This window comes from Nostoc sp. 'Peltigera membranacea cyanobiont' 210A (assembly GCF_002246015.1).
Classification (GTDB): domain Bacteria; phylum Cyanobacteriota; class Cyanobacteriia; order Cyanobacteriales; family Nostocaceae; genus Nostoc.
Map to the genome: position 1 here is coordinate 386,498 of NZ_NOLJ01000002.1, position 13,287 is coordinate 399,784.

Below are 13,287 nucleotides of genomic sequence, written 5' to 3' on the forward strand. Positions count from 1 at the left end.
GTAGCAACAATTCATCGGGCGGACTGGTATCGTTCGGTACAACCTATCGATGGTCGTCCGGGTGCAACGGTGGTTTTAGCTGGGCAAGAGGTAATTAATTTTGCCAGCAATGACTATTTGGGATTGGCTGGGGATGAGCGGTTGATGGCAGCGGCAACGGCTGCGATCGCAAAATTTGGGACTGGTAGTACTGGTTCTAGATTACTCAGTGGGCATCGAGAATTACACAGGGAGTTAGAGTCGGCGATCGCATCTACCAAACAAACAGAAGATGCCTTGGTATTTAGTTCTGGGTATCTAGCCAATCTGGGTGCAATTACCGCCCTTGTAGGCAAGCGCGATCTAATATTTTCTGACCAGTACAATCATTCCAGTCTGAAAAATGGAGCGATTCTCAGCGGTGCAGCAGTTGTGGAATACCCACACTGTGATATGGCAGTATTAAAAACTCAGTTGAACCAGCAGCGGCAAAATTACCGACGCTGTTTGATTCTTACTGATAGCGTCTTTAGTATGGATGGCGATTTATGTCCAATGACTGCACTATTGGCGATCGCTTGTTTAATCCAGTCTTCGACATAAGCATCTTTGGGTAGTCCAATGTCTTCGCTGACTACGTGCAGGGCGTGACTGACCTCATGGGCAGTATATCCCAAGGCGAAGAGGGTCATTTGCACTTCTTCGAGTATTCCTGGTGCAGGCCCGCCTGTGGCAACGAAGAACCCGGCTGATTTGCGCCACTCGACCAATTTGCTTTTCAGTTCCAAACAGATGCGTTCAGCGATTTTTTTGCCCACACCTGGAGCCTGAATGAGGATTTGTGTATTGCCAGCGATAATTGCTTGGACTAAATCTGGTAGTTCCAGAGTATCCAAAAGGGCGATCGCTAAGGCTGCACCAATCCCTGTGACAGTCAGCAAGTGGCGAAATAAATCGCGTTCAGATGGAGAAGCAAAGCCATATAGAAAGGGCACTTCTTCACGAATTTGCAAATGGGTAAAAATTTGCGCCACTCCTCCCGACTCTGGTAAATGGTTTGCTAGCCGTTGGGGAACTTGCAAATCATACCCCAAGCCATTCACTTCCAGAGTCAGAATCACGCGATTAGCGCCAATTGTTTGGATACCAGCGACTATACCTTTTAAATAACTAATCATTACAAGAGACCAAAATAATTTAAGCCTTCGATAATTCCACCTGCACAAAAAGCTTTTGCCAGGTAGCGGTAGTCAGCGGGATGCTCATTGTGCCATTGAAGTAACTCTTTGCGGGCATTCCCCACAATGATTCCCCGTTCGTTGCCTACAGCAAATAAAGCAATATCATTACCCGAATCACCACAGACAACTGTTTGTTCTGCTGCAAATTTCCACTTCTGGCGTAAAAACTGCATTGCCTGACCTTTATCGCTGCTATGGGGTACAATGTCAAGGTCAATCCCACTACTGTAGATTAACTTTACATTTAATTTAGATTTCTGCAACTCTGCTTCAAGTTGTGGTAGAACATTCGCAGATACTTCTTGTTCTAGGAAACAACTCACTTTGAAGGGACGCTGTTCTGAATCTGGTTGCCGAACTAACTCAGGATATTTTTTTGTAATAGACAATACAGTTTCTCGTTCCCATCCCGGAGAGAGGATTTCTGACCAACCTGAGTCTGGAGTATCAGTACCATCAAGGTAAATTTCTGTACCCACAGAAAGGACAAGGGCATCGGGTTGCAAAAGATTTTTTTGAGCTTGGAGTTCTTTGTAAAGTACAGGCGATCGCCCCGTAGAATAAACTATTTTAGTCCCGTATTCTTGGCGATGTTGACTCAGGAGTTGATTCAGTTCTGGTAAAGCGCTATCATCGCCGACGGTGCGATATACGAGGGTGTCATCTAAATCGGTTACAAACAGAAATGGTTTCATAATTAAGACCTCTTACAAAATTTCGTTATTCTACCGCGTGAAGAGACTTTTGCAAGAGATTTGTTTGCTAAAAACAAAACGTTATATCAGAAATTATTCTTTTGTAGAGACGGCGATTTATCGCGTCTTTGTGATGATTGATCGCATTTTTGGGATTTAGAATTGTCATCAAAAAACCTTAACCGAACCGTATTGTCTACTGCCTCTTGAGAATGACGATCGCCTCATTAGTGCAGAGTTTGAGTATCGCTATAATGCCATACTCAATCTCAAGAAAACCGAATTGATTGAAGGAGTTGTTTATGTAGCATCACCTTTCGATTAAACTGAATTATAGTTTACTGTGTACAAGTGCCACCACAGCTTGAACTAACTCTTCTGGATCGAGGGGCTTGGTAACGTGCCGCTGATAGCCACTGATGATGGCTCGCTCGTAATCATCAACTCTGGCATAAGCAGTCAAAGCGATCGCGGGAATCTCTCCCCTTTTTTCGGGCGTTAAGGTGCGGATCTGTTGAATCAGGGAATAACCATCGACTTCGGGCATCCCAATATCACTGACTAAAACATCGGGTTGAAAAGACTCCAGGTTTGCTAAAACTTCTGCCGCAGATGCAACAGTTAGGACTGTAGCTCCGTATTCAGTAAGCAATACTGTTAGTAGTTCACGAGCATCGGGATCATCATCAACTGTGAGGACTCGAATCCCCGTAAGTTCGAGTGCTGGTTGTGGCAACTCATCTGGCTGCTTGATTTCCGGTTCAATATTCAGCAGTGGCAACTGGACTGTAAAGGTGGCTCCCAAGCCTTCACCAGGACTATCAGCCGCGATCGTGCCGCCGTGCGCCTCAACTAACTGCCGGACGATCGCTAACCCCAATCCTAACCCCCCGTACTTGCGGGTAATTGAGACATCTTCCTGACGGAATGACTCAAAAATATACGGGAGAAAGTCTGAGTTAATGCCTTTACCAGTGTCACTGACGGTAATCTGTGCTTGCTCGTTGACTCGCTCTAGTCGGGTTTCTACGCGTCCTCCCTTGGGGGTAAACTTGATCGCGTTAGAAAGTAAGTTCCAAACGATTTGTTGAAGGCGGTTGGAATCTCCACAGACTTGCCCAATATTTGGCAGTACCGAATGCAACACAATTGATTTGGAAAGGGCTGCTGTATTTACTGTATCGATCGCAGATTCAATGACAGATGCCAGATTCACAGGAGTAGCCTCGATGCTGAGTTTGCCGCGTAGAATCTTGGCGACATCGAGTAAGTCATCAATCAGTTGAGTTTGCAATTTGGCGTTGCGTTCAATGGTGGCTAAAGCTTCGGCTGTTTTGGCTTCACTAAATTTGCGGGTTTGTAGCAGTTTTGTCCAGCCGAGAATTGGGTTAAGAGGCGATCGCAATTCGTGGGAGAGAACCGCCAAAAATTCATCTTTGATGCAATTGGCGCGTTCGGCTTCGGCTCTGGCTGTTTGTTCTAGCTGCAATAGGCGATCGCGTTCAATTTCAGTTTGTTTGCGATCGGTGATATCCTGTACATTACCTACCATCCGTACCGCATTGCCCGCAGCATCATAGAAAACCTGACCTCTAGCCGCTAACCAGCGAATGCCATCAGGATGTAGGACGCGGTAATCATCTTCATAATACTCTTCCTGTTGCTGGATGGTGCGACTCACTCTTTCATTGGCTGAGGTGCGATCGTCTGGGTGCAGGAGACTTAACCACAGTTGATATGTGATTTCCTTTGTGGTTGGGTCAAGCCCAAACAAATTGATGTACTCTTCAGATACATGAGCGCTATTGTGGATAATGTCCCAGTCCCATAATCCTGATTGCGTAGCTTTGTACGCCAATTTCAACCGGGCTTCGCTCTCCTGCAAGAGGAGTTCTATCTTTTTGCGATCGGTAATGTCTCGTGAAATCAACAAGATTCGTTCCATCTGCCCAGAAGCATCCAAAATCGGGCTAATGACCACTTCCCACCATTTCGGAGTACCTTTTACAGTTGGGCAGTATCCGCTAAAAATGCTGACTTTGCCTGTTTTAGTGGCAGCAAGTGCCTCCTCTGCCTGTTGCCGAGAACTGCCTTCCCAGAAACAGAGCCATTCATTATTGAGATAGGAATTTAAATCATCAATTTCCATCAAACACAGTCCACCTGTATTCATGTACAGCAGCCGCCCATCAAGGTTTAATACCTTGATGCAATCAGAACTGCTGTCTAAAATACGATTTTTAAATTCTTCACTCTGGCGCAAGGCTTCTTCGGTTTGTTGGCGAGTGGTGATATCTCGCCAGGTGGCAACAAATCCATCTCCAAATTTAGCCACGCGGATATCAAAGGCTCTAACTAAGCGTTTTTGTCCGTAATCATCCTCATAAACTAGGCTGTCTTTAATGAGCGGCTGTCCTGTTTCTACTACCTGGCAGTATTCATCAAACAATCCACTGTCACGATGACCTGGTAGTAATTCACACAACCCTCGTCCAATCTGCTGCTCATAAGTCATTTGATTGTTGAAACAAGCCGCACTATTGACATATTCAGTCACAAAATCGACAATCTGTCCCCGCTCATTCCGTACAGCACGGTATACCCCAAAGCAGTCCAGCATATTTTCAATTGAGGTGCGGAAGCGTTCTTCGCTCTTTCGCAGAGCAAGTTCTACCTGTTTGCGGTGGCTGATATCATGATGGATGCCTGAAAGGCGGAGTGGATTGCCCTGTCGATCGCGCGAAACTACCTTTCCGTGGTTGGCAATCCATTTCCACTCCCCAGACTTGGTTAACATTCGATATTCAAATTTGTAAGATACCGAATCGTCGTGAAGATGGGCATTCAACCGTTCCATCACCCAAACTTTATCGTCAGGATGAATCAGTCGCTCCCAAGCGCTAAAGTTCCCAGGTAAATCTCCTTGCTCATATCCCAGCATTTCCAGCCATCGGGAACTAAAATAATCTTCATTGGTAACAATATTCCAATCCCATAGACCGCCACCAGAGCCTTCCAGTGCCATTTGCAGGCGTTCTTCACTGTCTCGCAGGGCTTGCTCTGCCTGTTTGCGTTCGGTGATATCGAGATCGATACCCGCCATTTGAATCGGTTGCCCCTGTTGGTCGTAGAATACCTTACCCTGACTCAGTGCCCACCGAATCGTGCCATCAGGATATACTACTCGAAATTCAATGTCATAGTCTTCTCCGGTGGCGATGGCACGCTCGACGGCTGCCAAAACGCGATCGCGATCGTCAGGGTGGACTCGCGCGGCAAACATCTCGAATGAGCCGTCAAACTCTCCTAGCTCCAGTCCAAATAAGGCTTCCAGGTTCTCCGACCAGGAAATTTTTCCCGTTTGGATGTTCCAGTTCCACGTTCCCATCCGCGAAGCTGATAGTGCCAATCGCAGCCGTTCTTCGCTCTGGCGTAGTTCTGCTTCTACCTGTTGGCGTTCCTTTAGTTCATGCTGTGCCTGCTGATACAGTTCTGCCTGTCGTAAGGCGATACTCATCTGAGTTGCCAACTCTTTAAGCAAGTCAATTTCTAAGGGCTGCCAAAATCGAGGGGAGGTACAATGATGAGCAATTAGCAATCCCCAAAACTGGTTGTCTTGCAGAATTGGTACAACCAGATGAGCTTTGACTTGAAACTGTGCCAACAATTCACTGTGGCAGGGGTCAAGACTGCGATCGTGAATATCTGATACTGCCGTTACTTGCCCCTGATAATAACGTTCGATATAATTTTTAATCGAGGCGGGATCGTGCTTGACAGGTTGCGGTCGATTCGAGACAATGTAGCTCTCAGCAAGGCAGGGATCGTACATAGTAGACGAAAGCAGCGATCGCCACTGTGTCCCAACTGATTCTGCTATTACTGTGCCATTCCCGTCAGGTTTTAACTGAAAAACTAAGACGCGATCAGTGTGCAGAAATTCTCGCACTTCGGCTACAGTTGTTTGAAGAATTTCATCCAGATTCAGCGATTGGTGAATTTTCTGGGTAATATGTGAGACTACGCGCTCTCGTTCAATACGCTGTTGTAGTTGGGTGCGTAACCGCACGGTTTCAATTGCCCCATTGACTGCTATTTGCAGCCCTTCTGCGGTGATTTGCTCTTTGATAATATAATCTTGTGCGCCCGCTTTGATCGCCTTAACTGCGATCGCCTCATTCCCCTGCCCAGTGACGACAATCACAGGTAGGCAAGGCTGTTGGGTCGAGGGTTGCAATTGTGCCAGAAATTCCAGTCCGTCCATGTCGGGCAGTCGATAATCAAGCAACACAGCATCAGGCTGATGTTGCTGCCAAAGTTCTAGCCCTTGTTGTCCCAGCGTTGCTTCTAGGATAGTGTAAGAAGATTCGCGATCGCGCCGCAAATACCGCCGATATAGTTCTCGATCTTCTGGGGAATCATCGACAATTAGGAGGGTGCGCTGTTGCTGAGACATGTAAAATTAATTTAGCGGATAGAGTTAAAGCCCACATTCCGCAGGTTATCATAGAGAAATTAGTGTTTTAAAAATAGCGCTAAAATCCTCACCTATGTAAAGATTTTATCATAACGAATCCTGCGGGTAATCAGGTAATGTCGTTACTTCAAACCAATATTCCACGAGCATTTGAATATCTCTTTTCAGTTGAGCAAAATTGATTGGTTTAACAATATAGCTGTTGACACCATATTGATAACATACTTCAATATCTTTAGGATTGTTAGAGGTAGTAAACACCACCACCGGAATCATCTTCAAGTTGTCATCCTGTTTAATCCGGCGTAACACTTCTCGTCCATCGGTTCCGGGCAGGTTCAAGTCAAGCACAATCAAGCCGCGACGGGGCGCACTCTGGCGCTCTACATAGCTGCCAGTTCGATAAAGAAACGCCAAGGCTTGTTCCCCATTCACACACCTCTGAATAGCGATCGCAATGGTAGATCGCCCTAGAAATCGTTGCAGTGCCTCAAAGTCTTCGTTGCTATCCTCGACAATTAAAAGTAGTGGCGTTTGCTGCATCGGGGAGACTGAAATCTGAGTCATGTATTTGCCTCCGCTGACAGGGTGAAGTAAAATGTACTACCTTCAGTGGGGGTAGATTCCACCCAGATTCTACCACCGTGACGTTCCACAATTTTGCGGGCAATGGTTAACCCTACCCCAGTCCCACCGCCAAATTCGTCCCGTCCATGTAATCGGCGGAAGATTTCAAAGATTTTGTCGAGATGCTCTGGGGAGATGCCAATGCCGTTATCACGAACGTAGAAGCACTGGGGACTGGGGAAGGTGGGGACCCCTCTGGGGATAAGGGGTAATGGAGATTGGGGAAGAAATTCTTTTGAGATTTGGTTGGTTTGCCCCGATTCGATGAAACCAATTTCGACCCACTTCTGGGGTTTATCATTGTACTTGATGGCGTTGCTGATTAGGTTGCTGAAGAGTTCATTAATCTGAGCGCGATCGCATTGAATTGTCTTAAAGGGGTGAGGAATGCGAAACTCGACTTCGCTTTGTGGTCGGGCAATGGTCAAGGTGGCGATTACCTGGGGTACTAACTCGTTTAGATGCACTGGTTGCCGGATCAGTTCGGCGCGTCCCAACCGCGAGAAATGGAGGAGGGAATTGATCAAGTCTTCCATTCGCTGCGTCAGCCGCACCAAGGTTTGCAGTTTCGCTATATTAGTATCTTCAGCGATGACACTGCCTGCCCCTTCGCGATCGAATCGATAGACCATGACGCGATCGAAACCAGTGATTCGCCGGACTTCTGTCACCACAATCTGGCACATTTCCAGTAGTGTAGGTGCTTTTTGAATGCGGGTAATGGTTCCTCTTGTATCAAGTTCGGATGAACACTTATAATTAAGCTGTCCTTGTTTTTGGCCACCAGTAGTAGCAAGTTAAACCAGAGATTAAATCATCCGTTTCGGCATAAGACTTAGATAGATGCACTGCAACTGTTCCAGTTTTATTATAAGTACTCATCCGAACTTGATATTACTGCTGGCAATTTTGAGTGGTCTGACGATGTAATAAACCGGCTCAACTGTATTGGCTTTCCGGGCTGTTTGGTAGTTGGCAAACTCTACGCACTGTTCACTTTATCACTGTTCCTACTGTCATACTGTTTACAATTGCTCATTCCTTACTTGCCCTGAAGGTAGGAAGCGTGCATTTAGTGAAATCTATGTTTCTGTAGAGGTTTTATGAGTCTGATTCTTCCCAAACGTACCCTATCCCGTCGTCGGTTACTGCAAGTGTCTGGACTTTCAGGGGTAGGCTTTCTTCTTGGTGGCTGTGGGACAAATTTGTTCTCAGATAATCTGCGGCAAATATCTGAGCCACTAAACCAAAGTCTTGAAGCACTCCTCTTAACTCAAAAACCTATACTTGAATTTCCTGTCAGTGCCATAGAAGCAGATAAATTGCTGGTTAATACCTTTGACTTCACTCCGCAAATTGATCCGGCACAGTTTCGCTTAATAATTGATGGTGAGGTCAATAATGCGATGCAATTGAGCATGGCAGATATTCAAAAACTGCCCTTGACTTCAATGGTGATTCGCCATGTCTGTGTTGAAGGCTGGGCTGCGATCGTTCAATGGGGAGGTGTGCGATTACGAGATTTAGTAGCGCTGGTACAGCCGAAGTCAAATGTCCGCTATGTCTACTTCAAATCTGCTGATGGCTATTATGAAAGCTGGGATCTTGCTTCTGCTATACATCCCCAAACTCTCATGGCTTATCAAAAGAATGGACAACCCTTATCAGTTGATAATGGTGCGCCGATGCGCCTAGCATCTCCAATTAAACTGGGCTACAAGCAAAGCAAGTGGGTAACTCAAATTACATTTGTCAGCAATTTGTTACCTACTAAAGGCTATTGGGAAGATCAAGGCTATGAGTGGTTTGCAGGGCTATAAGGCAGGCAAAAAGCTAATCTATATCGGGTTCAACACCTAGCGATGTCTAACGACAAGCCACTTCGTGTCTACGCAATTGTGCAATCAACCGTTCAGCTCGTTGTCTTTCTTTTTCAGCTTTGGTGGACGAAAGGTTTCGTCTAACAGACGAGGTTGCAATAAATGAAACTGATCGGGCAAACCAGGCTCCTCTGGGTCTTCACTGGGAAGATCATACATGGTCGGCAATACATCTTTTGGCGATCGCGGCGGGTCGGTTTGATACATCATAAAGCAGTCCTGATGATGAAACTCTCAGTTCTATTATGATTCAATTGTTTTTGAGTAACTCAACACCTTGCAGAACGCGGCAGCATAAATTTCTCGCCCTCTGCTGCAAAGTTACCGCGAACCATCAGCACAGTTTCATCAAAAGTATGGGGGAATGCTTGCACATCTTTGACATCAAGAAGTTCTGGACTAAAGTAAATCACCACTTCTTTAATGGGTTGAGGTATCTTACTAAGAATATTCTTTAAAGGGCATATCTGCGTTGTCACTAAATCGAAAAGATGAAGTCGGTTATCTTCTATCTCCATACAGGCAATTAAATCTAAATCTTCTGCATAGTATAAAGGACGACTTCCTTCATTGACGCAGAATACAGGTTTTTCGTTGACTACGCCAACTATATTAGAAACATGAATGCGTGTTTCTAAAAGTCTGTGTAGCAATGTGTAGTCTTTGGTATTGGTAAAATCCAGTACTCGGAAGCTATAAGTGCTACTTGTGGGGTAACACTTAACTTTAAAGATGTGTTCTTCGATAACACGAAAGCCAAAAGGTAAGTAAAACTCTGGTTGTGGTGTCGTCAGTACCAGGGTTTCGTAAAGGCGATCGCGATCGCAATACCCTAGCACTTCCTCCATCACTTCACGGTAATACCCTCTCCGGCGATACTCTGCACGGGTAGCTACTCCATGAACTCCTCCGACAGTCAGCCTTTGTCCCATAATTTGCATGGGAATTTCTAACACTCCCACATGGGTAATAGCTATATCATCATGAAAACGGATAAAGGGAGTTGAAGCTGTTTCCCAGGATGCACCTAGTTTTCTTGCACATTCTGCTAAACTGCTGAGTCCGGGAAATGTGACTTCCATCAAGTCAAAAAGCTTATCGCTTAAGCTGGGATCATCAGAGAATGACTGTTTGAAACGATACTGGCTCATAATTCAAGTATTACAATCAATTCAGTAGAGACTACAAAATCAATTCCAGCAAATCCAGAAACAGGTCGATACTTCATCTCCAGGTTGCAGAGTTCTCAAAATAGGCACAAAAACCTCCTGATAATTGAAAGGGACACAGTTAGGCTGTGTCCCTAAAAGCTACTTCAAGATGCTAGGACTGGCGATAGCAGGCAAACTCCATTGAAAAAGTAGCCATACCAGAAGTAAGCGATCGCAATTCTGTAGAATACCCAAACATTCGCGCCAGCGGTACTTCTGCTCGAATCACCGTGTATCCCTGCATTGTCTCAGAACCCAATAACAAAGCCCGACGAGAGGATAAGTCACCCTGAATCCTTCCCATAAACTCATGGGGTGTTTCCACCTCTACAAGCATAATGGGTTCCAGGATGTAGGGTTTGGCTTTGGCGATCGCACCCTCAATTGCTTGATGGGAAGCTGACCGGAAAGCCAATTCTGAAGAGTCAATTGGATGATAAGAACCGCCATCCAAAACGACCTTCACCCCAGTTACCGGATAGCCTTCCAGCTTTCCTGATTGCATCGCCTCACGGCAACCCTTCTCGCACGCCGGGATATATTCTTTGGGAATCGCACCTCCAACCACCCGATTCTCAAAGACAAACGGCTCATCTGTAGGTTCAATCCACCCAGTAATATGGGCGTACTGACCAGGGCCGCCTGACTGTTTCTTAAATCGGTAGTCAAAGGTAGCTTGTTGCCTAATGGTTTCCCGGTACGCCACCGCAGGAGTACCGACGTAGACCTCGGCATTGTATTCCCGTTGGATGCGTTCCAGGTAGATTTCCAAGTGGAGTTCGCCCATTCCAGAAATCAAAGTTGCTCCTGATTCGGGGTCGATACTCAACCGGAAGGTGGGATCTTCCCTTTGAAAGCGATTGAGTGCCTTGGAAAGGCGATCGCTATCTTCCTGTTTCTTGGCCGTAATTGCCAGCGTAATCACTGGTTCCGGCACAAACATCTTCTCTAGAGATACCAGTGGTTCCCCAGAACAGAATGTATCACCAGAAGCACAATCCACACCCAATAAAGCCACAATATCCCCTGCTACGGCGACTTGTACCTCTTCTCGCTTATTGGCGTGCATTCTCACCAAGCGACCGATTTGCACTCGCTGTTCAGTCCGCGAGTTGTAGACGGTATCACCGGGTTTGAGCGTCCCAGAGTAAATCCGGGTATAGGTCAACTGTCCAAAGGATTCAACGGTGAGTTTAAATGCCAATGCCACCAAGGAAGCATCAGGGTCAGGGGAAAGAGTGATTAGGGATTGGGTACTGGGTACTGGGGATTGGGAATTGCTTGTACTAGTTCCCAGTCCCCAATCCCCAGTCCCTAGTCCCTTGACTTCCCTATCTACGGGAGATGGTAGATAGAGCGTAACTGCATCCAATAAGTTTTGCACTCCTTTATTTTTGAATGCCGAACCCAGCAGTACTGGTGTGAATTCTAGGCTCAAAGTTGCTTGTCGGATGGTTTCCCAAATTAATTCTTTAGGAATTTCCTCACCAGCCAACAACATCTCGGTCATCGTTTCTGAGAACAGCGACAAAGTATCTAGCAACTTCTCCCGTGCCTGTTGCGCCTCATCCCTAAGAGGTTCGGGAATTGGCTTTTTCACGCGGTTTTCCCCGTTTTCACCCTCAAAGTAGTCAGCAGTCATTTCTACCAGGTCAATCACTCCCTGGAATTGGTCTTCACTGCCAATAGGATACTGGAGCAATACCGCATTTAGTTGCAAGCGATCGCGTATTCCCTGTACTACACGAAATGGGTCTGCTCCCGTCCGATCCATCTTGTTGATGAACGCCAAACGCGGCACACGGTAGCGCTTCATTTGCCGATCCACCGTAATGGACTGGGACTGCACACCTGCCACAGCACACAGCACCATCACTGCCCCATCCAATACCCGCAGGGCGCGTTCCACTTCAATTGTGAAATCTACGTGTCCAGGTGTATCAATCAGGTTAATTTGAGTATCGTGCCACTGGCAGGTGGTAGCAGCGGAAGTGATGGTTATACCATGCAGCTTTTCTTCTGGCATAAAATCCATCGTTGCACCCTTACCGCCTCCCCGCACTTCCTCAATAGCGTGGATTCTGCCCGTGTAGAAGAGAATTCGCTCTGACAGCGTAGTTTTACCAGAGTCGATGTGGGCAGAGATACCAATATTTCGGATGCGTGTTCGGGGAATCATAAAATTTCCTTTTGTTCAAGCGACAAACAGTCACCAGCTGAGTGGTGATATATTTTGTATTATATACGTGTTACAAAGAAAAGACAAGGCTGATAATAAAGAAAAACCGTTGATATTTGCCCTAGCTGACGTTTAAAATAGGTATTCAAGCGGAGGAAATGAAAGCTTGAAATTGATATTGGTAGCTCCTGACTCTTTGTTGTGTGCAGCCTTTGAACAGCATTTTAATTATTTACCCAATGTAGAAATAGTGAATAACTATTTCGAGTGGTTGCCAGATTTTGATTGTATGGTCAGCCCTGCTAACTCTTTCGGAATGATGGATGGTGGCATAGATGCGGCAATTATCCGTTTTTTCGGTCATTCCTTAATGGCAAGAGTCCAGCAGCGTATTCTTGAGGATTATTTGGGTGAACAGCCTGTGGGAACATCAATGATTGTGGAAACAGACCATTACAAACATCCTTTTTTGGCTCATACACCCACTATGCGAGTTCCCATGATTATTGCTGGGACAGATATTCCTTATATTGCGATGTGGGCTATGCTGCTGGCAGTTCGACACCATAATCAACACGCTAGGCAAAAAATTAACACCATTGCCTGTCCTGGATTGGGTACGGGAATAGGACGAGTGCCATATACTGAAGCTGCTAGACAGATGGCTTTAGCTTACGATCATTTTCTGTACCCACCAAAATATCTCAATTGCATAGTTGCGGCTGAAAGACAACTTCAGATATGGGAAGGAGGAGATTTTAGGTAAAGCAGGACTTTGGATAATAGTCTGAGTTCATTACCAGCGAAAATATGGTGTTCCCTATGGTGTTAAAAATTTAAATGCAATTTATCAAATATTTTTGCAACCCGAAGAGAAACACTATTAATTAAGGGAGCATTATGTCCTTATTAAAATTTATAAAAAAATATTAATTTTTAATACATCAATTCATTTTCTAACTCTCAATTTTATTTCTCGTCTGTTTACCACTTTAAGT

Annotated in this window: 9 protein-coding genes and 3 pseudogenes; 4 read left to right on the top strand and 8 right to left on the bottom strand. The window is 45.7% G+C overall.

Translation table 11 applies throughout. From position 1 onward, the window contains the following. Nucleotides 1-558 (top strand): annotated as a pseudogene (locus CDG76_RS06540) (aminotransferase class I/II-fold pyridoxal phosphate-dependent enzyme); the annotation flags it as partial. On the opposite strand, the gene ruvA reads toward CDG76_RS06540, so the two are convergent. Both ruvA and CDG76_RS06550 read right to left on the bottom strand, forming a co-directional pair. After that, nucleotides 474-1,157, bottom strand: a complete 684-nt coding sequence (ruvA, locus tag CDG76_RS06545; RefSeq protein WP_223265161.1) for a Holliday junction branch migration protein RuvA — start codon at nucleotides 1,155-1,157, stop codon at nucleotides 474-476. The pseudogene CDG76_RS06540 and the gene ruvA sit on opposite strands and share 85 nt — an antisense overlap. Next, the gene (locus tag CDG76_RS06550; protein ID WP_094348249.1) at nucleotides 1,157-1,915 is read right to left on the bottom strand and encodes a sucrose-phosphate phosphatase; all 759 of its coding nucleotides are present in this window, start codon (nucleotides 1,913-1,915) and stop codon (nucleotides 1,157-1,159) included. The genes ruvA and CDG76_RS06550 overlap by 1 nt, the downstream gene beginning before the upstream one ends. Nucleotides 1,916-2,114: 199 nt before the next feature. Between CDG76_RS06550 and CDG76_RS38175 the strand changes: the two are divergent. Next, a pseudogene (locus CDG76_RS38175) lies at nucleotides 2,115-2,231 on the top strand (Uma2 family endonuclease); the annotation flags it as partial. 15 nt (nucleotides 2,232-2,246) lie between these two features. Here CDG76_RS38175 and CDG76_RS06555 read toward each other — a convergent pair. The 3 genes and pseudogenes from CDG76_RS06555 to CDG76_RS06565 form a co-directional block, all read right to left on the bottom strand. Further along, nucleotides 2,247-6,371 carry a PAS domain-containing protein gene (locus CDG76_RS06555; protein ID WP_094348250.1) on the bottom strand — a complete coding sequence of 1,375 codons (4,125 nt, stop codon included), beginning with the start codon at nucleotides 6,369-6,371 and terminating at the stop codon, nucleotides 2,247-2,249. Nucleotides 6,372-6,479: 108 nt separating this feature from the next. After that, nucleotides 6,480-6,959, bottom strand: a complete 480-nt coding sequence (locus tag CDG76_RS06560) for a response regulator (protein WP_094348251.1) — start codon at nucleotides 6,957-6,959, stop codon at nucleotides 6,480-6,482. Continuing rightward, nucleotides 6,956-7,597 (bottom strand): annotated as a pseudogene (locus tag CDG76_RS06565) (sensor histidine kinase); the annotation flags it as partial. The pseudogene CDG76_RS06565 and the gene CDG76_RS06560, both read right to left, overlap by 4 nt. 525 nt (nucleotides 7,598-8,122) lie before the next feature. On the opposite strand from CDG76_RS06565, the gene CDG76_RS06575 reads away from it, so the two are divergent. Next, the gene (locus CDG76_RS06575) at nucleotides 8,123-8,839 is read left to right on the top strand and encodes a molybdopterin-dependent oxidoreductase (protein ID WP_094348253.1); all 717 of its coding nucleotides are present in this window, start codon (nucleotides 8,123-8,125) and stop codon (nucleotides 8,837-8,839) included. A gap of 84 nt (nucleotides 8,840-8,923) precedes the next feature. On the opposite strand, the gene CDG76_RS06580 is transcribed toward CDG76_RS06575, so the two are convergent. From CDG76_RS06580 to fusA, 3 genes are all read right to left on the bottom strand, one after another. After that, a complete protein-coding gene (locus CDG76_RS06580; RefSeq protein ID WP_143854036.1) occupies nucleotides 8,924-9,109 on the bottom strand; it encodes a hypothetical protein in 186 nt (61 codons plus the stop codon). A gap of 59 nt (nucleotides 9,110-9,168) precedes the next feature. Beyond that, nucleotides 9,169-10,050, bottom strand: coding sequence for a GNAT family N-acetyltransferase (locus CDG76_RS06585; RefSeq protein WP_094348254.1), 882 nt, complete (start codon nucleotides 10,048-10,050; stop codon nucleotides 9,169-9,171). Nucleotides 10,051-10,222: 172 nt separating this feature from the next. After that, entirely contained in the window at nucleotides 10,223-12,289 is a 2,067-nt protein-coding gene (fusA, locus tag CDG76_RS06590) for an elongation factor G (protein ID WP_094348255.1), read from the bottom strand. Nucleotides 12,290-12,455: 166 nt separating this feature from the next. On the opposite strand from fusA, the gene CDG76_RS06595 reads away from it, so the two are divergent. Beyond that, the gene (locus tag CDG76_RS06595; protein WP_094348256.1) at nucleotides 12,456-13,055 is read left to right on the top strand and encodes a macro domain-containing protein; all 600 of its coding nucleotides are present in this window, start codon (nucleotides 12,456-12,458) and stop codon (nucleotides 13,053-13,055) included. Nucleotides 13,056-13,287 lie beyond the last annotated feature (232 nt).